The sequence below is a fragment of the Sphingomonas sp. genome (assembly GCF_017304615.1).
Taxonomy (GTDB): Bacteria; Pseudomonadota; Alphaproteobacteria; order Sphingomonadales; family Sphingomonadaceae; genus Sphingomonas.
Genome location: NZ_JAFKLZ010000001.1, coordinates 1,440,339 through 1,466,361, shown reverse-complemented (window position 1 = coordinate 1,466,361; position 26,023 = coordinate 1,440,339). Strand labels below are relative to the sequence as shown.

At 64.5% G+C, this 26,023-nt stretch carries 22 protein-coding genes and 1 pseudogene; 15 read left to right on the top strand and 8 right to left on the bottom strand.

Annotated features, from left to right (window positions below; genetic code table 11):
• The first annotated feature begins 49 nt into the window (after positions 1–49).
• Both J0J06_RS07365 and J0J06_RS07360 read left to right on the top strand, forming a co-directional pair.
• Positions 50–1,345, top strand: a complete 1,296-nt coding sequence (locus tag J0J06_RS07365; RefSeq protein ID WP_294040657.1) for a glycerate kinase — start codon at positions 50–52, stop codon at positions 1,343–1,345.
• Between the two features lie 23 nt (positions 1,346–1,368).
• Positions 1,369–2,610: an MFS transporter gene (locus J0J06_RS07360; RefSeq protein WP_294040656.1), complete on the top strand. Its 1,242-nt coding sequence runs from the start codon at positions 1,369–1,371 to the stop codon at positions 2,608–2,610.
• 47 nt (positions 2,611–2,657) lie between these two features.
• Here J0J06_RS07360 and J0J06_RS07355 read toward each other — a convergent pair whose 3' ends face one another.
• Positions 2,658–3,689 carry a LacI family DNA-binding transcriptional regulator gene (locus tag J0J06_RS07355; RefSeq protein WP_294040655.1) on the bottom strand — a complete coding sequence of 344 codons (1,032 nt, stop codon included), beginning with the start codon at positions 3,687–3,689 and terminating at the stop codon, positions 2,658–2,660.
• 139 nt (positions 3,690–3,828) lie between these two features.
• Between J0J06_RS07355 and J0J06_RS07350 the strand changes: the two genes are divergently transcribed.
• The 10 genes from J0J06_RS07350 to J0J06_RS07305 are packed head-to-tail and all read left to right on the top strand — an operon-like array spanning position 3,829 to position 18,417.
• On the top strand, positions 3,829–6,264 hold the full coding sequence (locus tag J0J06_RS07350; protein ID WP_294040654.1) for a TonB-dependent receptor: 2,436 nt from the start codon (positions 3,829–3,831) through the stop codon (positions 6,262–6,264).
• 23 nt (positions 6,265–6,287) lie between these two features.
• Positions 6,288–7,679, top strand: coding sequence for a prolyl oligopeptidase family serine peptidase (locus J0J06_RS07345; protein WP_294040653.1), 1,392 nt, complete (start codon positions 6,288–6,290; stop codon positions 7,677–7,679).
• Positions 7,676–8,986 carry a family 1 glycosylhydrolase gene (locus J0J06_RS07340; RefSeq protein WP_294040652.1) on the top strand — a complete coding sequence of 437 codons (1,311 nt, stop codon included), beginning with the start codon at positions 7,676–7,678 and terminating at the stop codon, positions 8,984–8,986. The genes J0J06_RS07345 and J0J06_RS07340 overlap by 4 nt, the downstream gene beginning before the upstream one ends.
• Entirely contained in the window at positions 8,983–10,194 is a 1,212-nt protein-coding gene (locus tag J0J06_RS07335) for a family 1 glycosylhydrolase (protein ID WP_294040651.1), read from the top strand. The genes J0J06_RS07340 and J0J06_RS07335 overlap by 4 nt, the downstream gene beginning before the upstream one ends.
• Positions 10,191–11,153: an alpha/beta hydrolase fold domain-containing protein gene (locus tag J0J06_RS07330; RefSeq protein WP_294040650.1), complete on the top strand. Its 963-nt coding sequence runs from the start codon at positions 10,191–10,193 to the stop codon at positions 11,151–11,153. The genes J0J06_RS07335 and J0J06_RS07330 overlap by 4 nt, the downstream gene beginning before the upstream one ends.
• On the top strand, positions 11,150–12,184 hold the full coding sequence (locus tag J0J06_RS07325; RefSeq protein WP_294040649.1) for an alpha/beta hydrolase fold domain-containing protein: 1,035 nt from the start codon (positions 11,150–11,152) through the stop codon (positions 12,182–12,184). Before J0J06_RS07330 ends, J0J06_RS07325 begins: the two co-directional genes overlap by 4 nt.
• Complete coding sequence (locus J0J06_RS07320; RefSeq protein WP_294040648.1) at positions 12,181–13,404, top strand: sugar MFS transporter; 1,224 nt, start codon at positions 12,181–12,183, stop codon at positions 13,402–13,404. Before J0J06_RS07325 ends, J0J06_RS07320 begins: the two co-directional genes overlap by 4 nt.
• Positions 13,401–14,948: an alpha,alpha-trehalase TreA gene (treA, locus tag J0J06_RS07315; protein ID WP_294040647.1), complete on the top strand. Its 1,548-nt coding sequence runs from the start codon at positions 13,401–13,403 to the stop codon at positions 14,946–14,948. Before J0J06_RS07320 ends, treA begins: the two co-directional genes overlap by 4 nt.
• An 11-nt stretch (positions 14,949–14,959) precedes the next feature.
• Positions 14,960–16,351: a hypothetical protein gene (locus tag J0J06_RS07310; RefSeq protein ID WP_294040646.1), complete on the top strand. Its 1,392-nt coding sequence runs from the start codon at positions 14,960–14,962 to the stop codon at positions 16,349–16,351.
• A complete protein-coding gene (locus tag J0J06_RS07305) occupies positions 16,348–18,417 on the top strand; it encodes a beta-galactosidase (protein WP_294040645.1) in 2,070 nt (689 codons plus the stop codon). Before J0J06_RS07310 ends, J0J06_RS07305 begins: the two co-directional genes overlap by 4 nt.
• Before the next feature lie 177 nt (positions 18,418–18,594).
• Here the strand turns inward: J0J06_RS07305 and J0J06_RS07300 are convergent.
• Positions 18,595–18,804: pseudogene (locus tag J0J06_RS07300) on the bottom strand (IS6 family transposase); the annotation flags it as partial.
• A 136-nt stretch (positions 18,805–18,940) separates the two neighbouring features.
• On the bottom strand, positions 18,941–19,273 hold the full coding sequence (locus J0J06_RS07295) for a hypothetical protein (protein ID WP_294040644.1): 333 nt from the start codon (positions 19,271–19,273) through the stop codon (positions 18,941–18,943).
• Between J0J06_RS07295 and J0J06_RS07290 the strand changes: the two genes are divergently transcribed.
• Together J0J06_RS07290 and J0J06_RS07285 are read left to right on the top strand one after the other, a co-directional pair.
• Positions 19,259–19,960 carry a hypothetical protein gene (locus J0J06_RS07290; protein ID WP_294040643.1) on the top strand — a complete coding sequence of 234 codons (702 nt, stop codon included), beginning with the start codon at positions 19,259–19,261 and terminating at the stop codon, positions 19,958–19,960. The genes J0J06_RS07295 and J0J06_RS07290 overlap by 15 nt on opposite strands.
• Entirely contained in the window at positions 19,954–20,709 is a 756-nt protein-coding gene (locus J0J06_RS07285) for a hypothetical protein (RefSeq protein WP_294040642.1), read from the top strand. The genes J0J06_RS07290 and J0J06_RS07285 overlap by 7 nt, the downstream gene beginning before the upstream one ends.
• 592 nt (positions 20,710–21,301) lie before the next feature.
• Here the strand turns inward: J0J06_RS07285 and J0J06_RS07280 are convergent.
• Positions 21,302–21,946, bottom strand: coding sequence for a TetR/AcrR family transcriptional regulator (locus J0J06_RS07280; protein WP_294040641.1), 645 nt, complete (start codon positions 21,944–21,946; stop codon positions 21,302–21,304).
• Positions 21,947–21,977: 31 nt separating this feature from the next.
• On the opposite strand from J0J06_RS07280, the gene J0J06_RS07275 reads away from it, so the two are divergent.
• The gene (locus J0J06_RS07275; RefSeq protein WP_294040640.1) at positions 21,978–22,385 is read left to right on the top strand and encodes a darcynin family protein; all 408 of its coding nucleotides are present in this window, start codon (positions 21,978–21,980) and stop codon (positions 22,383–22,385) included.
• Positions 22,386–22,647: 262 nt separating this feature from the next.
• Here J0J06_RS07275 and J0J06_RS07270 read toward each other — a convergent pair whose 3' ends face one another.
• From J0J06_RS07270 to J0J06_RS07255, 4 genes are all read right to left on the bottom strand, one after another.
• Entirely contained in the window at positions 22,648–23,544 is an 897-nt protein-coding gene (locus J0J06_RS07270; RefSeq protein WP_294040639.1) for a hypothetical protein, read from the bottom strand.
• A 655-nt stretch (positions 23,545–24,199) separates the two neighbouring features.
• Positions 24,200–25,069 carry a sterol desaturase family protein gene (locus tag J0J06_RS07265; protein WP_294040638.1) on the bottom strand — a complete coding sequence of 290 codons (870 nt, stop codon included), beginning with the start codon at positions 25,067–25,069 and terminating at the stop codon, positions 24,200–24,202.
• Position 25,070: 1 nt separating this feature from the next.
• Positions 25,071–25,439 (bottom strand): EF-hand domain-containing protein, encoded by a 369-nt coding sequence (locus tag J0J06_RS07260; RefSeq protein ID WP_294040637.1) that lies wholly within the window; start codon positions 25,437–25,439, stop codon positions 25,071–25,073.
• Positions 25,440–25,556: 117 nt separating this feature from the next.
• Positions 25,557–25,964 carry a hypothetical protein gene (locus tag J0J06_RS07255; protein WP_294040636.1) on the bottom strand — a complete coding sequence of 136 codons (408 nt, stop codon included), beginning with the start codon at positions 25,962–25,964 and terminating at the stop codon, positions 25,557–25,559.
• Positions 25,965–26,023 lie beyond the last annotated feature (59 nt).

Here is a 26,023-nt window from a genome sequence, read left to right as displayed (position 1 = left end):
CATGCGCAAGTTAGAGGGTCCGGGAAGGGCCTGGTACGGTAGGAGCGGGATGAGCGAAGGGCAATTCGATGAGCAGCGGCAGGCGATGCGCTCGCTGTTCGATCGCGCGGTCTCGGCCGTCTCCGCGGAGACGGTGATGCCTGCCTCGCTGCCGCGCAGCGACGGGGGGCGGGTCGCCTTCGTCGCAATCGGCAAGGCGGCGGCGGCGATGATGCGCGTGGCCATCGACCGCGCGGGTCCGCCGGACGCCGGGCTCGTCGTGACGCGCCATGGCCATCTTCTCCATCACCAGTTTCCGGCGGTCGTCGAGGTGATCGAGGCCGGACACCCCGTTCCCGACAGCCAGTCGGTCCGTGCCGCCGAGCGCGCCCTGCAGTTGGCGGACCAACTGGGCGCGGCGGACCGGCTGGTCCTGCTGCTCTCGGGAGGCGGATCGGCACTGGCAGCGGCGCCCGTCGCCGGCGTCACGCTGGCGGACAAGCAGGCGGTCACGCGGGCGCTCCTGCGGTCAGGCGCGACGATCGGCGAGATCAACACGCTGCGGAAGCGCCTTTCGAGAATTAAGGGCGGGCGACTTGCCATCGCCGCCGGACCGGCACGGACTACGACCTACATCATCTCGGACGTTCCAGGCGATGATCCCGCGTTCGTGGCGTCGGGGCCGACGGTGGCCGATGCGGGCGGCTTGGCCGAGGCCAGGGCGATCGTATCGGGTTACGGCATCGACGTTCCACCTTCGGTGGCTGCCGCCCTGGCGGATCCTGCCAACGAGACGCCCTCGCCCGACGCGCTTGGCCTCGCCGGCTGTCAGACGGAGATCGTCGCGAATGCGCGCGATGCGCTGGCTGCGGCTTGCGAACTTGCCGAGCAGGAAGGATTCGCCGTCACGAATCTCGGCGACCGGTTGCAGGCAGAGGCGCGTCATCTCGGGGCTAGCCATGCTGCGCTGGCGCGGCGGCTTGCTGCCGACAGCAGCCGCAGAGCGATCATATCGGGTGGCGAGACCACCGTCACGGTGGTCAATCCTCACGGCCGCGGCGGTCGCAATCTGGAGTATCTGCTGGGCATGGCCATCGCGCTCGGTGGCGACCGGCGGATCAGTGCGCTTGCTTGCGACACGGACGGGATCGACGGCACGGAAGACGCGGCGGGCGCGATGATCCTGCCCGACACTCTATCGCGCGCCGCCGCTCTCGGGCTCGACCCGTTGGACCATCTTGCCCGCAACGACGCTTATGCTTTCTTCGCGGCGCTAGGTGACCTGGTGGTTACGGGGCCGACGCTCACGAACGTCAACGACTTCCGGGTGATCCTCGTCGAGCCGGCGGCGGGTAAGCCGTCGTGACGAGAGTGCAACCTCGACGGGACATGTATCCGTGGCTACTGGTCGCACTGCTGTGGGTGGCATCGTTTCTCAATGCAGCGGATCGGTCGATCCTCGTCGCCACGATGCCGCGCATCCGGGACGAGTTCGGACTCGACGCCACCCATCTCGCTCTCATCAACTCCACGTTCTTCTGGGTCTACGCGGCGGCGGTGTTCGTGTCGGGACGGATGGGCGATGTGTGGCGACGATCTCGCGTTATCGCTTACGGCCTGATCGTCTGGAGCCTCGCCACGGGCTGTATGACCCTGGCGGGCGGGTTCGCGACGCTGCTGGCGATCCGCGCGGCGGTCGCGGTGGGCGAATCAAGCTACTATCCCAGCGCGACCGCGCTCATCAGCGAATGGCACCCCGGCAAGATGCGGAGTCGGGCGCTGGCACTGCATCAGACCGGCCTGTTCGCCGGGGCAGGCCTTGGTGCTCTGGCGGCCGGGTTGATCGCGGACCGGCTCGGGTGGCGCGCGCCGTTCCTCGTGTTCGGCGTCGCCGGTATAGTCTGGGCACTCCTGCTTCGCCGGGCGCTTGCCGATGCGCCGTCCGAGCGCGGGCCGAAAATCGACGGCACGGGGCGGTTCCGCGAGCTTCTGCGCAATCCGGCCGTGTTGGCCCTGTGCGGTGTGTTTTTCCTCGCCAACGGTGCCTCGACCGGCGTCATGGTCTGGGCACCGACTTTTGCGCACGACTTCCTCAAGCTCGATCTCACTGGCTCGGCGCTGCTGGGATCGGCGACGATCAACATCGCCGGTTTCTGTGCGGTGCCGGTCGGTGGCTGGCTGGCCGATGCGCTGGCGCGACGGCGGCCCAACGGCCGGTTTCACGCGCTAGCGATCGGACTGGGCGTAGCGGGTCTGTGTTTGGTGCCTTTGCTGTACGTTTCCACGGCCGGCGGGGTAGCGGCCGTTCTCGTTGCCTCCAGCCTGGGCAAAGGCGTGTTCGATGGATGTATCTACGCAGCAATGCACGATATTGTCGCCCCCCGCGCCCGAGCCACCGCCGTTGGCCTAATGACGGCGCTGGGTTTCGTGGGCGGCGGCATCGCTCCGGTTGTGGTGGCGCGCGCCGGTGATCAGTTCGGTCTGGCGGCGGGGATCGCGTCGCTGGCAGGCGCTTACTTAGTGGCCGTCGCAGTACTGATCACCGGCGAGGGGCTGTTTCGTGAGGGTATCGGAAACGTGATCGACCCGAAGGGAGCGGCGAGGGTCGGGCTTCGGCCCGCCACGAAATGATACCGCAGAAGACGGCAGATTACCCCGTTCGTTTGCCGCCGCGGTCGTTAGGTGTCGCGCACGACCAGCCTGGTAGGCAGCATCACCGACTTCGCGCGCGCGCCGTTCAGGGTCTGTATCAGCTTCTCCACCAGGATAGCCCCCGCGACCAAAGTCTGCTGTTCGATCGTGGTAATCGCAGGGGTGAACAACGCTGCCGGCGGGATATTGTTGTAGCCGACGAGAGAGTAATCGTCGGGCGCGCGATATCCCTTGGCGCTGAACGCCCCGATGATCGCCATCGCGGCTGTGTCGGAGAACGCGAACACGGCGTCCGGCGTCGGATGGTTCTCCAGATATGTCCGCGCACATTCGAACGTCTCGGAGAATGCCATCGACCCGACCATCAGCGAATCGATCGTGACGTCTTCCCGGCCCGCAGCCGCCGCCCGAAGGCCACGAAAGCGCAGGTTTATCTCCTCGTGTCCAACGTCGCCGGCGAAAAGCCAGCGCCTGCGCTCCTGCGAAAGGAACCGCTCGCCTGCGAGCTTGCCGCCGCGGAAATTGTCGCTCCCCACCGCGCAGTAGCCGGCTTCGTCGTTGACCGCCCCCCAGACCACCATTGGGACGCCTCGCTCGGCCACCTCCCGGAGCATGGCGTCGCGAGAGCCTTGGCCCAAGACAATGAACCCGTCCGCCCCGCGCGACCGGTAGAGATCGACAAAGCCCTCAACGGTATCGAGGCCGGCTGGCGACAGGAGAAGCCCGACGTCGCGGACGGAAAGCGCCTCCGACACGCCGGCCAGCAGTTCGAAGATGAACGGGTCCCCGATCGCCCCGTGGCGGTGGGAACCGAAATCGAGTACTACCGCGATCGCGTTCGCGCGCTCCTGCCGCAGGTTCTGGGCGTTGCGATTGACCGAATAACCCTGCGCCCGCGCGACCTCCAACACGCGTTCGCGGGTCTTGGCGTTGACGAGCGTGCTGCCGTTCAGAACGCGCGACACGGTCGGCTTGGAGACACTGGCCAAGCGCGCGATGTCGTCCATCGTCGGGCGCGTCGCGCGCTTTATTCCCCGCTCCTCTGCTTTCCTCGCCATACGGCATTCGTAGGTGATCTCCGACCCTCTCGCAACGACCGAGCCATCGGATGAAACTTTTGTTGAAATGCGTTTCATAGATGACTAGGTGACTGTGACATCGAGCAAGAGTCTCGAGAGACGAGGGGAGGATAAGATAATGATCCGCACGACTGCGCTACTTTTTGGAGCGGCGCCCTTGGCGCTGACGATCGGAGCAATGCCGGCCGTGGCGCAGACCGCCCCAGCCGAGCCGACAGCAAGTGACGATCAGATTCAGGACATCATCATCACCGCCCGCCGGACCGAGGAGCGCAGCCAAAAGGTGCCCGTTTCGGTCACCGCGCTCAGCCAAGAGGATTTGCGCAGCAAGGCGATCGGCAACGCTACCGACCTTCAGAACTTCACGCCCTCGCTGTCGGTCCTCGGCCATGTCAGTCGTAACCAGGAGCAATTTACCCTGCGCGGAATGGGCGGCAGCGGTGGGGCCGGCACGGGGAGTGGCCCGGGCGTGGTCGCCTACTTCGCGGAAGTGCCCAATACGGCGAGCGGTCCCGGCGTCTTTTACGACCTTCAGTCCCTGCAGGTGCTGAAAGGGCCGCAGGGAACGCTGTTCGGTCGCAATTCTACCGGCGGTGCGGTGCTCATCGAGCCCAAGCGGCCCGACTTCGACGGCTTTTCCGGCTATTTCGAGCAGACGCTCGGCAGCTTTAACCGGATGAGCGGCAATGGCGCCGCCAATTTTACGCTGATCGGTGACGTGCTCGCGGTCCGCGTCGCAGGCCAGTTCGACTTCCGCGACGGCTATGTGAAGGATATCGTCACCAAGCGCGATTATCTCAACCGCGACAATTGGAGCGGCCGCATTGGCATCCAGTTCAACCCGAGCGCTAACTTCACCAGCTACACCGCAATCTCCTACCGCGCGGTCGACGAGAATGGCGGCGGTACCGTGCTGCTCGCGGTTAACCCCGCCAAAACCTATGGGGCGCTGCTGACGCCGCTGCTCGCGGCGCAACAGGCGAGGGGTAATCGCAACATTTCGCTAAGCACCCCAACCAAGGACATTGCTCGCTCTTTCTTGATCCTCAACAACAGTGAACTCAAGCTCTCCGACACCTTCTCGATCAAGAACATCTTCAGTTACGGGACCAGCCAATCCAATACCGCGTCGGACAGCGATGCGTCGAGCTTGGCGATCAGCGATCTGTATGGCGCCTTCGAGGGCGGCTGGAACAACAACCTGCGGACGATCACCGAGGAGCTTCAGCTGCGCTATAATGGCCCGCGGCTCAGCCTGCAGGTCGGCGGCTTCTACCTGAAGGACCGCACCCCGAACGATTCGCTAACGTTCCGGACGATCAATCCGATGCAGGCTCCGTTCGGCATCGCTGCGACGCCGATCATCCTGCCCGTCGCCCCCTATATCTACCCGGTGTTGAGCGTGCAGGATCGCGCCGAGGTCCACGGGACCAGCAAGGCGCTGTACGCCAACGCCAATTTCAAGATCACGCCGCGGCTGAGTCTCACGGCCGGGTATCGGTGGACCTGGGATACCTATGGCGGGCACATCAGCTCGTATCTGCCCGCTTCGTCGTTCGCCAATCTTGTCGCCAACGTGCCGGCGGCTCTGCTGCCGACGGCGCTGACCACTCAGGCGCTGGGCAGCAATCTATGCGTCTATGACGCTTTTATCGCTACGACCAAAGGTCAATTGCCGACGCTCAAATATCCCAACTGCACCTATCCCGGCTTCGACGGCAAGAGCGGCGGGCCCACTTGGCAGGGTGGGCTGGACTGGCAGGCCGACGACAACACGTTGCTCTATGCGGTCAGTCGCAGGGGCTACAAGAGCGGCGGCATCAACCCGGTCATTCTTATTCTGTCGCCAAGCGGCGCCAACGATCCGCTGTTCCCGTTCAAGCCAGAGAAGGTGACCGACGCGGAGGTGGGACTCAAGCGGGACTGGGCGCTGGGCGGTGGTGTTAGTCTTCGGACGAACGTGGCAGCTTTCTACACCTGGTATAACGACATCCAGGTGGTGCAGCGCCAAGTCTATCTCGGATCCGACGCCGCGACGAATGCTCAAAAGGCCCATGTGTTCGGTGTCGAATTCGAAGGTCAGCTGCGCTTGTCGCGCGCCCTCCAGCTCGGCGTCACGTATTCCTATAACGACGCCAAATACGATGTCTGGAACACGCTTCCCACGTCGACGCAGCCGAGCCAGGACTTCAGCAACACGCCGTTTCTGTATGTGCCGAAGCACAAATACAGCGTCGACGCGCGTTACACGCTGCCTCTTCCGGAAAGCGTCGGGCGCATCGCGCTACAGGCGACTTGGTCGTGGCAGAGTTCGCAGCGCGTCGCGCCGGATTCTCAGCCTTACGACACGATCCCGGCTTATGGTCTCCTGAACCTGCGCGCCGAATGGAACAATATCGGCAAGCAGCCCATCGATCTGGCGGTATTCGGCACGAACGTGACCAACCGGAACTATTTGGTGACCGCCAATCCATCCTATTACGGCTCCGGCTGGACCGGTGCGATCTATGGCGAGCCGGCGCAATACGGGGTTTCGGTCCGCTATCACTTCTGATTCCCACGCCGCGGAGTTCAACCATGGGTAGATTATACTTGTTGCTGGGGTCCGCGGTGGGTCTCGCCAGCGTCGCCGGCGCGCAGTCGAGTGTGCCGCCGGCCACGCCGCAAACCGTCCCGCCGGCCATTTCTCCCGCTTCTGCGCCGTTCGCTGCGAGCGCGGGACAGCAGTCGCTCCTGGCGCGCATGCGGCTTGCCGGAGCGACGGACATCGCGACCCGACCGGCGTCGGGCGGCGGCATGGTGGTTCACGGCAAGCTGGCAGGGCGGACATTCGTTCTGGCGTTCCCGGCATCGTGGAACCGTCAGGGGCTGCTTTTCGCCAATGGCTATTCGACGCCCGGCACGATCCCGACAGTGCCTGACGATCCGATCGTCAAGGATCCGGGCGGCGGCATGCTCAAGCAGGCCTACGGCGATGGGTTCGCGGTCGGCCTGGCGGTATTCGACAAATCGGGGGTCGGTACTGAAACAGGAGCGGTAAACACGCTGCGTTTGCGCGACTTCTTGGTGAAGGTGGGCGCGACGCGGATGTATATCGCTGGCGGTTCGATGGGTGGCAGTATCGTCATGTCGCTGATCGAACAGCATCCCAAGGCGTTCGCCGGTGCGGTCTCGGCCTGTGGAGTTACCCAAGGATGGATAAGCCTGGTCGGTCAATTGATCGACATGCGCGCCGCCTACAACGTGCTAACCGAGGGTACGCCTTACGCGTTGCCAGGCGAACGCGACGTCACACGCTCCGCGCTCCCAACGATCCCGGCGGCCGGCGACACGACCGATGGAGAGGCATTCCGCAACCAGCAGAAGACCAAGCTGCTGATGCCCGTCCTCGCCTTGTTCCTCGCAGCCAAGAAGGATCCGCAGGGCAAGGAGGCCCGGATCATTCGCCAGGTCGCGGCCATTGGCGGATTCGCGCCAGACCCTTCCGCGCTCGCGGCCCCGCTCTATTCGGGCGCGCTCGGGATGGACGATATCGTTGCCACGATGGGCGGCGTGCCCGTCGGCAATGTCGGCAAGGTGTATGTGCCGCCCGAGATGACCGCGGCCGAGGCGGCGGACTTCAATCGGCGCATTCAGCGCTTTGCGGCGAGCCCCAAGGCAATTGCCTATGCCCGGCAGTGGCACGAGGCGACCGGACGGTTCACGGTGCCCTTGATTACTATTCACCAGATGATCGACGCACTGGTGCCGTTCGCTCAGTCGGAGGCGCTCGGGCGGATCGTCGCGCGGGCCGGCAACAGCCGCAACTTGGTGCAATATGCCGTGGCGCCGACGCGCATTCCGCTGCCCGGCGGGCTGGAGGGCTACACCCATTGCGGGTTCACGCCGGCGCAGAACAGCGGCACCTTCCCGCTGCTGCGTCGCTGGGTCGAGACCGGCAAGCGCCCGGCCGCCGACGCGATCAAATGAGCGTATCCGTCGATCGCCGCGCAGCGCTCGGGTTGGGGGCGAGTGCAGCCATCGCCGCGTCCGTTCCGGCTCTGGCTGGGACCCGCCGCGCGCCGTTCCTATGGGGTGCGGCGACCGCCGGGCACCAGGTCGAAGGCAATAACGTCAACGCCGACATGTGGCTGCTCGAACAGGTCAAACCGACCGTGTTCGCAGAGCCATCCGGCGACGCCTGTGACAGTCTCAACCGCTGGCGCGAGGATGTCGCGATCGTCAAGGCGCTGGGTCTCAACTGCTATCGATTCTCGGTCGAATGGTCGCGGATCGAGCCCGCGCCAGGACAGTTCAGCCAGGCCTATCTCGACCATTACCGGCGGATCATCGATCATTGCCGCGACCAGGGATTGGCGCCGATAGTCACCTTCAACCACTTCACGACGCCTCGCTGGTTCGCGGCGGCCGGGGGATGGGAAAACAGGGACGCGCCCGACCTGTTCGCGCGCTATTGCGACCGCGTGGCGCGCGCCATGGCTGGCGGGATAGGTCACGCGCTCACCTTCAACGAGCCCAACCTCGCGCTTGGCGGCAAATGGGCGGTGAAGCCGATCCCGAAGCCGTTCCTGGACCGGATGGCGGCGTGCGTGGCGGCGGCGGCGAAGGCGAGCGGATCCGACCGCTTCTCGCTGCTCAACGCCGGCGATCCCGAACCGATGATCCCCGGCGTCACCGCCGCCCATGTGAAGGGGCGGGCGGCAATCAAGGCGGCACGCGGCGACTTGCCCGTGGGGCTCAGCCTCGCCATCCCCGACAATGTGCCAATCGGCGCTGACAGTGGGATTGAGCGCAAGCGCGCCGAAATTTACGGCCCGTTCTTTGCGGTGATGGACAAGGACGATTTCGTGGGCGTCCAGACCTATGGCCGCGCCTTTGTCGGGCAGAACCGCGACGTCGAGGTGCCGGCTGACGAGCGCGGTCCGGACGGCAAGGAATGGTTTCCCGCGGCGGTCGGCAATGTCGTGCGCTATGTGCACCAGGCGACCGGCAAGCCTGTGCTGGTCACCGAAAACGGCATCGACGCCGCCGACGATGCGGTGCGGCAACGCTTCATTCCAGCGGCGGTCGCATCGGTCATGGCGGCGAAGGCCGACGGGGTGCCGATGATCGGCTATATCCATTGGTCTCTGCTCGACAATTTCGAGTGGCTCTCGGGCTATGGTCCGAAGTTCGGCCTGGTCGCGGTCGATCGCACGACCTTCCGCCGTATCGTCAAGCCTAGCGCGCGTGTTCTCGGCCGGATCGCCAGGGCCGGCGGAACGCCGCGCCGATGAGCTTCCTTTGGGGCGTAGCGACCGCCGGGCATCAGATCGAAGGGAACAACGTCAATGCCGATATCTGGCTGCTGGAACAGCTAAAGGACACGTCGTTTGTGGAACCTTCCGGCGACGCCTGCGACAGCCTGAACCGCTGGCGCGAGGACGTCGCGCTGGTGCGAGCGATGGGGTTGGACGCGTTCCGCTTTTCGGTCGAATGGTCGCGCGTCGAGCCCGCGCCGGGGCAGTTCAGCCAGGCATGGCTGGATCATTACGTGCAGATCGCAGACGCCTGTCGGGGGCAGGGCATTGCGCCAGTCGTGACGCTCAGCCATTTTACATCACCGCGCTGGTTCGCGGCAGCGGGTGGCTGGGCGAGCGCGGAGGCGCCCGACCGGTTCGTACGCTTTGCCGATCGCGTGGCGCGGCGTTTGGGCGCGTTCGCTAGCCATGTCGTGACGTTCAACGAGCCCAACCTGCCACTGATGGGTCGCTGGACCGCCACCCCTTTGGCCGATCCTGCCCGGCAAAAGTTGGATGCCATGCTTGCTGGCGCGGCGACCGCGTCGGGATCAGAGCGGTTCGACGTCTGGGTCTACTCGCGCGGCGAGGATGCGGCACTCGCCAATCTGCTGGCCGGGCACCGCGCTGCGCGGGCGGCATGGAAGGCCGCTGCGCCCGCGACGCTGGTCGGGCTCAGCCTAGCCATTCCGGACGCGCAAGCGGCGGAAGCGGATAGCGGGATCGAAGTCTATCGTCGCCATGCCGAGGCGCCGTTCTTTGCGGTCGCATGGGACGACGACTTTATCGGGGTGCAGACCTATACGCGCTTACGTGTCGGCCGGAGCGGCGTTCTGCCTCCGCCAGATGGTGCCGAACTTACCCAGTCGGGCGAGGAATTCTATCCGCAGGCGCTGGGCAACAGCGTCCGCCATGCCCATCGGGCGACCGGCAAGCCGGTGTTCGTCACGGAGAACGGGATCGCATCGGCCGACGATGAGCAGCGGCAACGATATCTGCCACAGGCCCTCACGTCGTTGGACACGGCGCGGCGCGATGGCGTGCCGGTGATTGGCTATCTCCACTGGTCGCTGCTCGACAATTTCGAATGGCGGCGCGGATATCGTCAACGCTTCGGTCTGGTTGCGGTCGATCGCACGACCTTTCGCCGCCGTCCAAAACCCAGCGCACGACAGTATGCCGATCTCGTGAGTAAACGCCGGTGAACCGCCAACTCGTCCTGAGCCTTGCGCTGTTTGCCACTGGCGCTGCTGCCCAGACGGCACCGACGCCTTGGCCCACCTTCCTGTCGCCGGAAGCACGGGCCGGGCTCGCCGCGAACGACGCGCGCGGCGCGGACCCGACGACACTCTCAGAACGGCGTGCCCGCGCCGAGGCGATTCAGCGAGAGATCGGGATGCCGCGGCTCAACCGCTACAAAGTCGTGATGAAGGAGGACGTGATCGCGGGCGTGCCGGTCCGCGTCTTTACCCCGGCCAGCGAGCGAGCGGGCGGCCCCGTGCTGCTCAACCTCCATGGCGGCGGGTTCCTCGTCGATTCCGGATCGATCACGGAGAATGCCGCGGTCGCCGGCCTGACCGGCTATCGCGTGGTGGCGGTGCGCTATCGCCTGTCGCCCGAGAATCCTTTCCCGGCGGCAGTCGATGACGCCGAGCGAGTCTATCGCGCGCTGCTTCGAGATCGGCCGTCGCGGCGGATCGGCGTCTATGGGACGTCGGCCGGGGCCATCCTGTCAGCCCAGTTGGTCGCGCGTTTGCGGGAGACCCGCGTCGCGCTGCCGGCGGCGTTGGGCTTCTTCAGCGGCACTGCTGATCTCTCCGCCAATGGCGACACGATCGCTCGCTTCGCCAACCCGGCGGTCGCCGACGCCGTTGCCGCGATGTACGCGGGCAAGCGCAACCGGGCCGATGTCGCACTGTCGCCGGCACGCGGCAACCTGGCCGGCTGGCCCCCGACGCTCTGCATCGCCAGCGGTCGCGATTTCCTCTTGAGCGCGACGACGGAATTCTGCCGCCGCCTCGACGTTGCCGAGGTGCCGGCCAAACTGATCGTCTATGACGGGCTGCCCCATGCTTTCTGGAGCTATATCGACGCGCCCGAGACCGACGCCGCCTTTGCGGCGATGGCGCGATTCTTCCGGGCTCGACTGAGAGGCATCCGATGAAATTGCGCCTGACGATTCTGTTGGCTGCCTTCGCTGCCGCGCCGCTCGGGGCGCAGACGGTGGTGCCATCTTTTACGCTGCCCCCTTCCAACCAGCTCAGCCCGCAAGCGCTGGACGTCCTGGCGCGCATGCGGGCGGCGACCGCTCCGGACGCGATCAAGGGCGATCTGGCCAAGCAACGTGCCTTCTACCAAAAGTATAATGACGACCGACTGGCGGAGATGCGGCGGAACTTCACGACCCGCGAGCGGCGCGAGACGATCGGCGGCGTGATGGTCGACAGCGTCGAGCCGGCGGCGGGTATCGCGCCGCGCAATGCGGGCCGCGTGCTCATCAACGTGCATGGCGGCGCCTTCATGTGGGGCTCGGGCAGCGGCGCGCTGGTCGAGGCGATCCCGATCGCGGCGACGATGCGCGTCCGGGTGGTGACGGTCGATTATCGGCTGACGCCCGAGTTCAAATATCCTGCCGCGTCGGAGGACGTCGCCGCCGTCTATCGCGCTTTGCTCAAGCGATATCCGGCCGCCAATATCGGCATCTACGGCTGCTCTGCCGGCGGCGTCATCACCGCCCAGGCGACCGCGTGGATCCGCCGCCTCAAGCTGCCCAAGCCCGGCGCGATCGGCACGTTTTGCGGCACCGGCGCGTCTTATTCGGGGGACAGTCCCTATCTCGCGGGTCCGATCACCGGCGGAGCGGCATTGCCCGTGCCCGCGTTGCCGGCGACGCTGCCGACGCCCTATATGACGAGTATCCCGGTGACCGACGCCGCCGCCTATCCTCTGTTGTCGGATGCAGAAGTGCGCGCGATGCCGCCGACCTTGCTGCTGGCGGGCGGACGTGATTTCGCGGTCAGCGCACTGACGTTGGCGCATCGGCGGCTGGGGGCGGCCGGAGTGCCCTCAGAGCTGTACCTGTTCGACGGCTTGCCGCACGCCTTCTTCGTCTGGCCCGACATGCCGGAATCGACCGAAGCCTATTCCCTGATCGCACGGTTCTTCGACCGGTATCTGGGGCACGGGCGCAAGTGAGCCGCGCGAGAGTCTTGGTCGCGCTGGCGCTCAGCTATGCGCTGCTCGGCATCTTGATGAACAGCGTCGGCGTCGTGATCCTGCAGTCGATCCGCCATTTCGACACGACCAAGCCAATGGGTTCGACACTCGAGGCGTGCAAGGATCTTTCGGTTGTCGCCGCTTCCTTTCTGTTGGCGACGCGGATACCATCGATCGGCTACCGCCGATCGTTGCTCGGCGTCATGGCGGCCATGGCAATGGCATGTGTTGCGGCCTCGTTCGCGGACCGCTTCCTGGCGATGCAGGCGCTGTTCGTCGTGACCGGTCTGAGCTTTGGCGTCGCCAAGGTCGCGACCTATGCCACGATCGGCGTTCTCGCCCGCGATCCGGCCGACCATGCGAGCATTACCGGTCTGGTCGAGGGCGTGTTCATGGTCGGCCTGCTGGTTGGCGTCTGGCTGTTCGGGTGGTTCATCGGAGCCGACGCGACCGGATCGCAATGGCTGCACGTGTATCGACTGCTCGGCGCGGGCTGCTGTGGCGCGGCCTTGCTGTGGCTTGTAACGCCGGTCGATCAGGGGGGCGTGGACGACGCCGAGCCATCTGCCGCCGGCTGGAGCGAGATGGTGCGGCTGGCGCTGATGCCCGCGACCGTGACCGTCCTCGCCGCCCTGTTCCTGTATGTGCTGATCGAACAGGGTGTCGGCACCTGGTTGCCCACGTTCAACAATCAGATTCTACGCTTGCCCGCTGCAATGAGCGTGCAGATGTCGAGCATCTTCGTCGGCGCGCTGGCAGTGGGCCGGCTGGTGTCAGGAGCAGTGTTGCGACGACTGGACTGGCTGTTCGTTCTGCTGACCTGCCTCGGTTGCGTCGCGCTGCTTGTGCTGGCCTCGCTGCCTTTGGCGAAGGAAGCCTCGGGTGTGCAGGCGATCGGCTGGCTCGATGCGCCACCGGCCGCGTTCCTTTTCCCGCTGCTGGGGCTGTTTCTGGCGCCGATCTACCCCACGGTTTGTTCGGTTGCGCTGAGCGCGCTGCCCCGCCGGCGACACGCCGCGATGATGGGCCTGATCGTCATCTTCTCGGCACTGGGAGGCACGATAGGCTCGTTCCTGACGGGGCTGCTGTTCCAGAAGCTCGATGGCGCGCTTGCCTTCTATGCGACGCTGGTCCCGTTGGCGCTGGTTGCCGGCATCCTGCCAGTGATCCGACGGCAACAACGGTGGACAGCGGCATGACGGGCTCCGACCTGCCGCCGCCGTCCGAAGTATTCGCCGAGTTGTTTGCCACGGTCCAGGCGGCCGGGCTGTTCGAGGATTCGAAGACGTTTGCGGACGCCGAACCCCGGCGCGATCCCGCCGCGATCCTGCGCGACTGGCGCGTCCGGCCGCCGTCGGGACCCGATGGAATTCGCGGCTTCGTAGCAGCGAACTTCACGCTGCCGGTGCCGCCGCCGGCGACGCCGCCCGACAATCTGCCGCTCGTCGAGCATATCGTTTCGCTGTGGCCAAGCCTGACGCGTGAAGCGGAGACGCCCAAGGTCGGCTCGACGCTGATTCCATTGCCCTATCGCCATGTGGTGCCAGGCGGACGATTCCGCGAGCTGTATTATTGGGACAGCTATTTCACGATGCTGGGCCTGGCGCGATCGGGTCGTCAAGATCTGATAGAGGAAATGATCGCCGGGTTCGGCAGTTTAATTGACCGGTTCGGCCGTGTTCCCAACGGCACGCGTACCTATTATCTGAGCCGCTCGCACCCGCCAGTCTTCTACCTGATGGCTGCGCTCTCGAAGGATCGCTCGATTGACGGTCGACGGCAGCGGCTGGACTGGATGATCGCTGAACACCGTTTCTGGATGCAGGGAGCGGACGGGTTAGCGCCGGGCGGCACCCACCGGCGAGTTGTACGACTGTCCGATGGCGCGCTGCTCAATCGCTATTGGGATGATCGGCCGTCCCCTCGGGACGAATCCTGGCGTGAGGACATCGAATTGGCTGCCCGCGTTCCTGACAGGCTCGCGCAGGACGTGTGGCGCGACCTGCGGGCGGCGGCCGAGAGCGGGTGGGACTTCAGTTCCCGCTGGCTGGGAGATCGCCGGACGTTGGAGACGATCCGCACGACGCGCCTGCTCCCAGTCGATCTGAACGCGCTGCTTCATGGTCTGGAGGCCACCATTGCGGACGAAGCGGAGGGGCTGGGCGAAAAAGACGTGGCCCGATATTTCGCCGCCGCGGCGGCGACGCGCCATGCCGCCATGGAAACGCATCTCTGGAATGACGTGTGCGGCTTCTATGCGGACTATGACCTTGACGTGGGGGAGGTAAGTGACCAGCCGACCGCCGCTATGGCGTTTCCACTGTTCGCCGGAATGGCGTCGCCACGCCGGGCGGAGCGGACGGCGACGGCCTTGGCTGCGATGGTCGCCCCGGGCGGCCTCCTGACGACGCTTGAGGTTACCGAACAGCAGTGGGATGCGCCCAACGGCTGGGCGCCGTTGCAATGGATCGCGGTCGCCGGCCTGGAGCGCTACGGTCTGGACTCGCTGGCCGGGCGCATCGCCGATCGATGGGTGAGCGTGGTCCAGGCCGAGTATAGCGCTACCGGGCGGCTGATCGAGAAATACGATGTCCGGCGCGGCGGCGTCGGCCATGGCGGAGAATATGCGACGGAGACGGGCTTCGGATGGACCAATGGTGTGACGCTGGAGATGATCCGGCGGATGCCCGGCGGCGATGCCTTGCCTAAACCACAGGACGAGGCCCCTCGGCAGGCCTCATGAACATGGAGTGGATGATGCGCGACTACGTGACGGTTTCGGGGACGCTGCGGCGTCTGGGGCTGGCGGCCATGCTGGCGACGGCTTCCATACCGAGCAGCGGTGCGGCGATGGCGGATGCGCCAGCGGCGGTGAGTCTGACGCCCGCCCAGGCCAGCCTGGTCGCCAGAGCGCGGGCGCTGGGCGCGACGGACATCGCGACTAAGCCGGCGCCAGGCGGCGGGTTCATCCTCGACGGCAAGCTGGCGGGTCGACAATTTGCTGTCGCGTTTCCCCCCAATTGGAATAAGGGCGCGCTGCTCTACGTCCATGGCTATTCGACGCCGGGCACGCCGGTCGCCGTGCTCGACGATCCGTTGGCCAAGGGCACCGGCGCAAACGGGGTGCTGCTCGATGCCTACAACGACGGCTATGCAGCCGGGCACAGCGCATATGACAAGGCCGGGATGGGGGTGCAGACCGCGACCGAGAACACGCTGCGCTTGCGCGACTTCCTGACCACGCTCGGCACCCGGCGCACGCTCCTTACGGGCACATCGATGGGTGGCAACATCGTGCTTTCGCTGATCGAACAGCACCCGCGCGCGTTTGCTGGTGCCATGACTTCGTGCGGGGTCACGGACGGATGGGAGAGCCTGTTCGGCCAGCTGATCGACATGCGTGCCGCCTACAATCTGCTGACGCGCGATACGCCCTACGCGCTCCCCGGGGAGCATGATCTGACCAAATCCGCATTGCCGACCGAGCCGCCGGCGGGCGACAAGACGAATGCGGAGGCGTTCCGCTGGGGTCAGATCATCCGCATTGCAAGCCCGGTGCTGGCGCTGTTCAAGGCGGCAGATGCCGATCCCAAGGGTCGCGAGGCGAGGATAGTGCAACAGATCGCCGCGATAAGCGGGTTCGAGGCGGAACCGGCGTCGTTCGCTTTTCCGCTTGTAACCGCCACGCTGGGCGAGGACGATCTGCGCACCACGCTGGGCGGCGATATCTACGGCAATGTAGGTAAGATCTATGCGGCTCCGGCATTCACCGCCGAAGAGGCAATCGCGTTCAACCGCGATGTCCAGCGCATCGCCGCCGATCCGCGCGCGGTCGCCAATGCGCGGCGTTGGCACCAGGCGACAGGACGTTTTACGGTGCCGCTCGTGACGCTGCACAACCGTATCGACTCACTGGTGCCCTACGCCCAGTCGCAGGCGTTGGGTCGGATCGTCGCGCGGGCGGGCAACCAGCGCTTGCTGGTGCAATATACCGTTCCCGGCGTAAAGGCCCCGCTGCCCGTCCCGGGTGGCGTTCAAGGATATACGCATTGCGGCTTTACGCCCGAGCAGTCCGCCGGGACGTGGCAGGCGTTGCGGGACTGGGTCGAAAAGGGGCGGCGTCCGGCGGCTGACGCAGTGAGGTGATTTCCAGAAGCCGCCTCCTCGCGACACTTCTCCTGCTGGCGGCTGGCGCCGCGCCAGGGAGCGCCTCCCCGCCGGCTTCTGCTCCGGCTCCCTTCGTCACAGCTCCACTGGCGATCGGCGCATCGTGGTATCCGGAGCAATGGCCGGAGGCCGAGTGGGACGCAGATCTCGCGCGCATGCAGCGGAGCGGGCTAACGGTCGTCCGCGTCGGCGAATTCGCCTGGGCCAGGCTTGAGCCTGCGGACGGCGCGTTCGACTTTGCGTGGCTCGATCGGGCGATTGCCGCAGCGGCGCGGCACGGCATTCGCGTCGTCATAGGCACGCCGACCGCAGCGCCGCCAATCTGGCTGACCGAAGCGCATCCCGACGTGCTGCGCGTCAACGAGGACGGCAGCGTCGAGGGGCATGGCGAGCGGCGGCAATTCTCTTTCGCCAGCGCGACCTATCGCACCTACGCTCGACGTATCGCGGCGAAGCTGGCCGAGCGATACGGTCGCAATCCGAACGTGGTGGGGTGGCAGATCGACAATGAGATCGGCGTGCCGTCGTTCGACCGCGAGGCGAAGGCGCGCTGGGCCACCTGGCTCGCTGCGCGATACGGAACGATCGAGACGCTCAACCGCCGCTGGGCCACCGAATACTGGAGCCAGCGCTATCAGCGGTTCGATCAAGTACGGCTTAAGTCCAAAGGGCCGCAGAACCCAGCGCTGATCCTGGACTTCCGTCGCTTCGCCAGCAGCCTGTGGGCTGAATATGTCGGCGAGCAGGCCCGGGCGATCCGCGCCGCCGCTGACAAGCGCCAGTTTGTCACCACCAACTCGACCGTCTGGAATGACAATTTCGATCAGTATCTCGTCCATCGCGAACTCGATGTCGCGGCGTGGGACGATTACGTCCCCAATGGACGTCCCGACTGGGCCGCCAACGCACTCCACCACGATATCGTGCGCGGCTACAAGCAGCGCAATTTCTGGGTCATGGAAACGCAGCCGGGGAGGGTGGATTGGGCACCGACCAATCGCTCGCTCGATCCCGGCCAGACCCGCGAACTCGCTTGGCAGGCCGTCCTCCACGGCGCTGACGCTATTCTGTACTGGCAATGGCGCAGTGCGCCGAACGGGCAGGAGCAATATCACGGCACGCTCGTCGGACCCGATGGCAAGCCAATGCCGGTGCTGCCTGAGATAGAGCGGACCGCGGCAGAATTTGCCCGGCTGGGGCCGCTCTTGGCCGGGACAATCCCGGAGACGGCCGACGTCGCTATCGTCTATTCGCAGGAAGGCCGGTGGTCGATCGAGCAGGAACGTCACGCCCGCGACTACGACCCCGTGACGATTATGAAAGACTGGTATCGACCGCTCTATGCCGTCGGACGCACGGTCGATGTCGTGCCGCCCGACGCTGATCTGTCCCGCTACAGGCTCGTCCTGATTCCCCAACTCAACATTCTCGGGTCGGCGACGGCTGAACGGCTCTCGGCCTATATTCGCGGGGGCGGACATGTCCTGATCGGTCCGCGCTCTGGCATGAAGGACGGCGATAACGCCCTGTGGCCGATGCGTCAGCCGGGACCGTTGGGTCGAACGCTCGGTGGTCACGTCGAATATTATTATCCGCTGGACGAACCGCTCCGGCTGGAGGGAGGAGGGTGGAGCGGCAACGTGGGAGTCTGGGCGGAGACGCTGGTCCCCGACTCAGGCGATGCGACCGTTATGGCGCGTTACGGGGCGGGCAACGCTTGGCTAACGGGCAAGCCTGGCATGCTGATGCGGCGGACTGGCAAGGGCTGGATAGCTTATCTCGGCGCGGTTCTTGATAGCAATGGCCAGGCAGCGGTGACGCGCTGGGCGGAGAGGGAGGCGGGGGTGGCCGCTCCCTCCATCCAGGCGCCTGCCGAAGTGGAGATCGGCATACGCCGGCGTAACGACCGGCGGCTGCTCATTGCGATCAACCACGCGAACAATGGCGTATCCGTAAACCTTCCCAACGGTGCGGGATGTATCCTCGGATGCTCGCCGACCCGCATTCTCCCCGCGCACGATGTGCTAGTGGCCTTGCTTCCCTGAAGAAGGCTGTTCCGGGACCTGCGTTCCTTTGTAACCAGCGCCCCCACAGTACCCTCTCGAGGATTTCGCCCTCGTGATCGACTTCTCGCCAAAGGCAGACCATCTCGCCGTTGGGTGCTGTCAGACTAACGCGAAACGCTCTCTCCACGATGCAGTTGGGTCTTTGAAGCTGGCGGCCTAGCTCGCTAGCTGACCCCACTCAGCCAGGGCGGCTGATCGGCGTTCCTTGTAGGTCTGGCGATCGACGAGATGGCGTTCGGAAGCGAAGTGATTGTGGACGTTGGCATGGACCGAGGCGAACTTTTGTAAGCTTCGCATTCGCCTGAACCGCAGCATCGCCCGCTCCCGTCGTCGGAACGGCAGGTGGGCGTTCTCGGCCCGGTTATCTGACCTCGCTGTCCCGACGGTTGCGATGAAATTTGGCGATGGGAGGAAGCTTGGCGCCAAGCCCGTCGAATATCCCGACGCTATTTAACACTAGATTGTTTTTTAACAGGGGCAGTGTTAAATGCGTCATCTAATGTTAGGTCATATATCCGACAGCGCCCTGGACGCTCTGGCCCTCGAAGCGGGCGCCTATGTGCAGCAAGCTTTCGGTATGCAGCTTGGGCTCATGCACACCGAGCCACGCGGATTGCCTCATTTCCTTCTCGATCGATACCGCTTGTGGCGAGGGCAGCTGAACGGCGAGCCCCTGCTGCTGGTCGCGATCCGCGAGCAGGTTCCCGGCTCCGGGGCAACCCACCAGTTCATCAGGCACCGCGACATCTTGCGTGCCGAACTGGGCGTGCGCGTGGTCCTGCTTCTTCTCGACCATGTTTCCACCGCGATCCGCCGCCAGATGGTCGACCGTCATATCGGTTTTGTCGCGCCCGGTGCGCAGCTCTACGTTCCCGAAGCATTGCTCGATTTGCGCGAGCGCACATCGAGGCCGCGCGTGATCGTCGGCGACCATCTCGGCCCGACGGCCCAGCTGCTGACGATCGCCGCACTCCTCAACCGCTTGCCGCGCGAGGCCAGCCAGACCGAGCTTGCCGCGCGATACGAAGTCGCGATCATGAGCGTGAGCCGCGCCCTCGACGAGCTCGAGGCGATGGAGCTCGCCGTGCCGCAAATCGTCGGCCGTCAGCGATGGCTCCGCTTCACTCTCGAGGGCGCCGATTTATGGCATGCAGTCGAACCTCGACTTCAGTCGCCGGTGCGCAAGACGCGCACGGTAAGAGGCGCCTTGCCGCTGGATGTTGCGCCATTCGCCGGCGAAAGCGCGCTGGCGCATTACACTATGCTGGCCGAACCGCCTTTCGCGCAGCGTGCTCTCGCCGCTGCGCACTGGAAGATCGCGCAATCGGATTTCCAGCTGCGCGAGGGGTTCGATTTCGACGATACCGACCGGATCGAGCTGGAGACGTGGAGCTACGATCCGCGCGCTCTCGCCCGCGACGACGTGATCGATCCGATCTCGCTGCATTTGAGCACGCGGCATCATCCGGACGAGCGTATAGCCCGGGCAGCACAGCAATTACTGGAACAGTTCGGATGGTAGTCGGCATCAACCGTTTTCGTGAGCATTTCGCAGGGCACGACCATCAATTCGTCCTCATCGGCGGCGCTGCAAGCGACTTGTTGATGACCGATGCCGGTCTCGATTTCCGCGCGACCAAGGATCTCGATATCGTGCTGATCGTCGAAGCGCTCGACGCTGCGTTCGCCGAGCGTTTCTGGGCATTTGTCGAGGAGGGCGGCTATGAGGTCCGCCAGCAAAGCGAGGGCAAGCGCGTTCTCTATCGCTTCCAGAAGCCCGCCAGCCGCGATTACCCCGCGATGCTTGAGCTGTTTTCGCGCAAGCCGGAGGGCCTGACACTTGCCGACGACAGCCATCTGACGCCGCTGCCGATCGACGAAGAGGCCGCGAGCTTGTCGGCGATCCTGCTCGACAATGACTATTACGACTTCCTCAAAGGGATGGTCAGGATCGTAGACGCGATACCGGTGCTCGACGAAGCTGCGATCATCCCGTTCAAGGCGCGCGCTTGGATCGACATGATCGCGCGCCGTGCGGAAGGGATCAGGGTCGACGACAAGGACATCAAGAAGCACCGCAACGATGTGGCGCGACTGCTTCAGCTCCTTGCCGCCGATGCGCAGTATGAGTTGCCGGCAACCGTTCGCACCGACATGACGACGTTCGCGAATGCACTTGCCGAAGAGCAGGATTTCGAACCCAAGGCGTTCGGTGTCGCCATGACGCGCGTCGTCGTCGTCGAGCGCTTGCGCGCCGCCTACCAGCTCTGAAGCGCCGCTGATGGCGGTCTATTCATCCTCGCAGAGAATGGTGCCGACTGGCGCATGAAGATCGGCCGCGCGGCCAACTTGCAGGGGTGCCGCGGGGCGCTTCAGACGGGCAATTCAAGGCTCCTCAAGCTTTTCGGCTGGATCGACGCCGAAGATGACGACGCGGTCGAGAAACAGCTCCATGCCAAATATGCTGCGCGCAGGTGTTGTCAGAGTAACAGGGCTAAGCGCGTATCGGTCGAGCTTTCTGGTTCCGACCTCCATTTAGGAGGCCAGCCAGGAGAACATCCGGGAACGAGCCGAACGGGTTCGCAAGCACTGACAGCCGCGACAACTTACCACGCCCCGTAGGTCTGACAATACCGTCGTGCGTCGCGAATGCTCAACAGGACGTCCACGTCGGCCACATGGCCGGGATCGGCCCCGTGAAGGGCAACGGCTGCACTCGCGATGATCCACCAAGGATCATCCGCTCCGGCCATAACGTTGCCGATCGCGTTCAAGGACGCCGAGAGGGCCGGGCTGACTGTCATCGGGCCCTTTATAGCGCCGCCATCGCCGAAACGATCGAATTTTGGGAAAGCCGTTGCGATCAGCCGTCGGCGGCATGATTGTCAAATCGCTCGGCGGCATTGTCCAGGTAACCGTAGACGGCCCGTTCCACGCGCGAACCAAGAGCGTCCCGATCATGTTCGCCACGTTCTCCGGCCGCGTCCACCATGCCCTTGATGATCGCCAACACGTCCTGCGAGGCCAAAGCAGGGTCGGGCTGCTGTGGGAGATCGGCGCGCGACAGGACGGAGAACAGGATCGAGTGCAGCCGGCGGGTAACGCGCTGGGTATCTGCGTCGAACGGCAGTCGTGCCTCTTCCAGATCCAACAGCCTAGCTAGCGCAGGACGGCGAAGTTGGTGGTTAACCGCCGATCCGATCAACCTTTTCAATGCAGCTCGACCATTCGCGCCAGCGACTGCCGCCTCGCACTCAGTGATCAGCAGCGATGTTTCGCGCACGATCAACGCCCCGATCAGCGCCTCCTTGCCGGGAAAATATTGGTAGAGCGAGCCGATGCTGACGCCCGCGCGCTCGGCGACCGCATTGGTGGTGAGCGCACCGTGTCCGCCCTGTTCCAGAATGCGAGCCGTTGCCTCAACGATCGCCCGCACCGTCTCGGCGGAACGGCCTTGGCGCGGGATCTTCCGGGGGCGGGGGCGCTGCAAGGTCGTCGTCTCGTCCATCAATCGAATGCGAGTAGCCAGATGTGAGATTATGCTCGCATTCTACGTCCTGCAAACGATGATGCAAGGACACACAATGACTTCTCCACAATCGCCCTTCAAACCCACCGTCACCGTCTTCATGCTGGTCAAGACTTCGCCTGAATGGCTCGGCTTCCCCGTCGATCGTCGCTTCGAGCTTCTGGCCGAGCATTTCACGCCGATCCTTAAGAAGCACGCGGCCAACGTCTCGCTGCGCTTTTTTGACGTGGAGTTCTATTCCACGCGCGTCACCGACATCTGGATGTGGGACGCGGCGGACCATCATTCCTACCAGCTACTGGTGGAGGACCTTCGGGAAACGGCCTTCTGGGACCGCTATTTCGAAATCGCGGAGATATTGACGGGTGTGGAAAACGCCTATGCCAAAAACTATGATCGTCCGGCTATAACTGTCTGACCAGGGGAGGGGGCGTCTTCTCCGCCCCCTTTTTTGTATTTCGCGCAAAGGAAACTTAGCGGGACGCCCTCAACGAGCGAGGAGCCTATTAAGGCATGCGCTCCGCAAACACTCTAGCAGGTTGAGTCGCGCACGTTCGCAATTGGAAAGCTTAACTGACCGTCAGCAAGGCGCCCCAAATCCCGTCGTTCGGTTCACTTTCGGCTCGACTCAAAGCGGTCATTGCGATTGACCGGTTAAGGCACAATTTCGAGTGCGTCGGTCATTGCGCGACACCGGTGATCCACGCCTTACGAATAAGTTGGCCGCATTGCGCAGACGCAAAGCCGCTTCCGGTCCCGGTTGCATCCTCGCGTGCGACGATGCCGTACCAGCTCTTCGAAGCGTCGATCCAAGGATAGAACCCGAACGCCCCTGCGCTGCTGAATGCGCCGTCGCCGTTGACGGGATCGTCCTCGACCCAGTGCCCGATCGAATAGTGATAGCTTTCCGTTGTCGGAATTGGCGTGTTGACGGCCGTACCCGCTGGGCACGTCGTCGGATTGGTGCAGACGGCATTGGTGCCGAGCGCCGCGTTCATCAACAAGGATCCGGTCAGGATTCTGCGCAAAAATGCCGCATAGGCATCTGCATTGGTGTAAATGCCGCCGGCCAATTGCGGCTGGCTATAGCCAAGACTGATCTCCGTACCGAGCTGTGACCGAATTTCCGCGGCCAGGCCCGCATTGTTCAACGCGCCCAGTCCGATGAGGCTGGCGTGCTTTTCCATATGCCCGCCGCCGTAGGAGAACTTGCCGTCAGTGAACGCCGAATACGTGCCATTCTGTTGGTACGCGACACAATCATCCACGGTCTGGCCCGGCAGGCAATTTGAAAAGTTCGTGTAGCCGCTGCGAAACGTCAGGAATTTGATGTCGTCGTCAGTCAGTCGGCCCTGGCGGCGCTGGACAACGTAAGCGGCATAGATCCACTTTGACGCCGATGCGATGCTCATGATCGTCGTCGCGGTATAAACGGGCGATCCGCCGCCGGACTGAACGGAGTCGGACGCCAAGCGCTGCGTCTTGTCCCCGACTTCCCAATAGAAGGGCCGGATGCCGTCGCAATTGTTTGTCGTGCTCCGTGCCGTGGACGTGGCCGCGCTGATGCGCTGGTCCATACTCACCGGCGTGGAGCTTGGAGTAGGGGTGGGTGTCGGAGATGGGCTAGGGGTCGGCGTGGGGACGGGAGCCGGAGTCGGAGTTGGCGTGGATGCGCCTCCATCGCCGCAGGCCGCCAAGCCGAGCATCAATAGCGGTGTCATGAATGCCGGACGTTTTCGGGTACCTTCGGACCTTTCGCGCCGAATTTGGCCGGCCAAGTTCATGTATCGATGCTCCATCGCACTTTGTCGGTCGGTCCCTTGCGGACGCCGATTGTCGAATCGCTCGCAATCGGCGGGTTAAAATTTGATCTCCGTTGTCCGCGGTGACTCCCACTGACCACAACGCTCCTGCGCCGCATGCCCTTCGCACCGGCCGTAAACTCGTTCGATGTGCTGCGTTCCGAAGCGAGCCGTTTTTCGGCTGGTCCTCACAGACCGTGTGCTACTCGCGAGAATTGGCCACGCAGTGAGCCCCCCCGTTAAACTCCGACGCGTAGCCTTGCAGGCCGAGCTTGGATCTTGCCCGCCCGATTGGCGACGGAGCGCCCTATCAACGGACGTTCGCCCTGCTCGTTACATTCCCGAAAGTAGCCGTTCGTTCATGCTGCTGGCTTGAGGGCGATCGAAACCCTGCTGACTAATGCAGCGCATGGATTGCTCTTGCTCCTCGCTACCGTTGCTCGATCGAGAGATTACCCAATGGACTCTTCACTGGCATTGCCGTCCCCGGTGGCGACAGGGCTACCCGAATAGCGCCGCGCGGGCCGCCGGCCATGCGCATTGCTGCGAATAGGTCAGCCCATTCGCGCCATACCAGCTTGAACGGGTTGGAGTCCGCGGTGCGACCCTTAAGGCCGTATTCGACAGGCTCTTCCGCGCGCTCGGCGCGAAAGGTGCCGAACAACCGGTCAAAGACGATCAGGACGCCGCCATAGTTGCAATCGAGATAAGCGTCATTGCGGCCGTGATGGACGCGATGATGCGATGGCGAATTGAGCAGCCACTCGAGCGGTCCGAGCGAAATCTTCGCCTCGGTGTGGAGAAAAAACTGGTAGCGCAAGTCGAGCACGAGCAGCAGCACGACTAGCTTGGGATCGAATCCGGCCAGGATCAGGGGAACATAGAATAGCCAGCCCGCCGATAGCAGGTTTGTCCAGCCCAGCCGCAGCGACGACAGGAGGGTCATCTGCTCGGCCGAATGATGGACGGCATGGCTCGCCCACAGCCAGCGCACGCGGTGGCTGGCGCGATGAAACCAGTAATAGGCGAACTCGACCGCGACAAAGCCAGCAACCCAGGTCTTCCAGTCGTTTAGCGGCAGATGGATGGGGGTCGCCTTCCATGCGAGCGAATAAATCGCGCCCAGCACCACCGCGTTTAGCGCGGCGGCGGGGACATTGCCCGCGACGAGGCCAAGCGTGGTCAGCGCGGTGCGCCGGTCATATCCATGCCCCTCGCGCACCCGCCACACCAGTTCGACGAGCACCATGGCGAGCACGACAACGAGCCAGAGCGGCGATTTGGCGAGGAGCTCGTCCATCTCACTGCCCCCGCATCTGGGCGAGCGCGGCGCGGAACGCCGGCATCTCGCTGGCGTCGATCACGCCGTCATGATTGACGTCGGCGCGATCGAACACCGGCATCGGGGCGTTGGCCAGTTCGTCGCGGGTCACCTGGCCATCATGATTGAGGTCCGCCATGGCGATAAACTGCTGGAAGGAAGCCTGGATCTGGGGCCGGAGACGAGCGATCGTGGGGGTATCGGCCTGACTGACGACTCCGTCTCCGTTGCGATCGAGCCGGTTGAAGTTGGCGAGCCGTGCCGCGGCGAATTCGGCCCGCGTGATTTTACCGTCGTGATTGGCGTCTGCGGCCATGACGTCCTGCGCCAAGGCGGGTGCGGCCAGCATGACGGCGGCGACAAAAAGAGGATACTTTTTCATCTCACTCACCACTTGAAAGAAAAAACGGACCCGGCGGCTGCGATAGAGGGCACTTGCTGCCGCCGAGTCCGAGATCGGGCGACCTTATTGGGGGGTCTTGGTCACGGTGCCCGAAACGGTTCCCGACTGGCCGCCAGGGCCAGTGACGGTCGACGAGAAACTGCCCGAGCCGTTGCCGTTGGCGGTTGCGGTCGTAGAGCGGCCGAACGCCGTGCCGTTGTTCAGCGTGGTCGTCTTGCCGCCGCTATAGGTGCCGTTGGCCCAGCTGCCGCCGCGCGTCGTCGTCGCGCCACGGCCCGAATTGGTCTGGATGCCGCGCGTGACCGTGCTGCTGCCCGGCTGGCGATTGACGCTGCGCGAGAGCGTGCCGCCCCGGCCGGCCGAACCCTGGACCGAGATCGAGCCGCCGCGGCGCTGCGCCTCAGCAGGGATGGCAGCAATGCCCGCGACGAGCGTGGCGCCAGCGACGAGGGCGGTGATAAGCTTGTTCATGATCTACTCCGTATGTCTGCGCCGAACGGGGGCTGTCCGACGTCGTGCAATCTGGACAG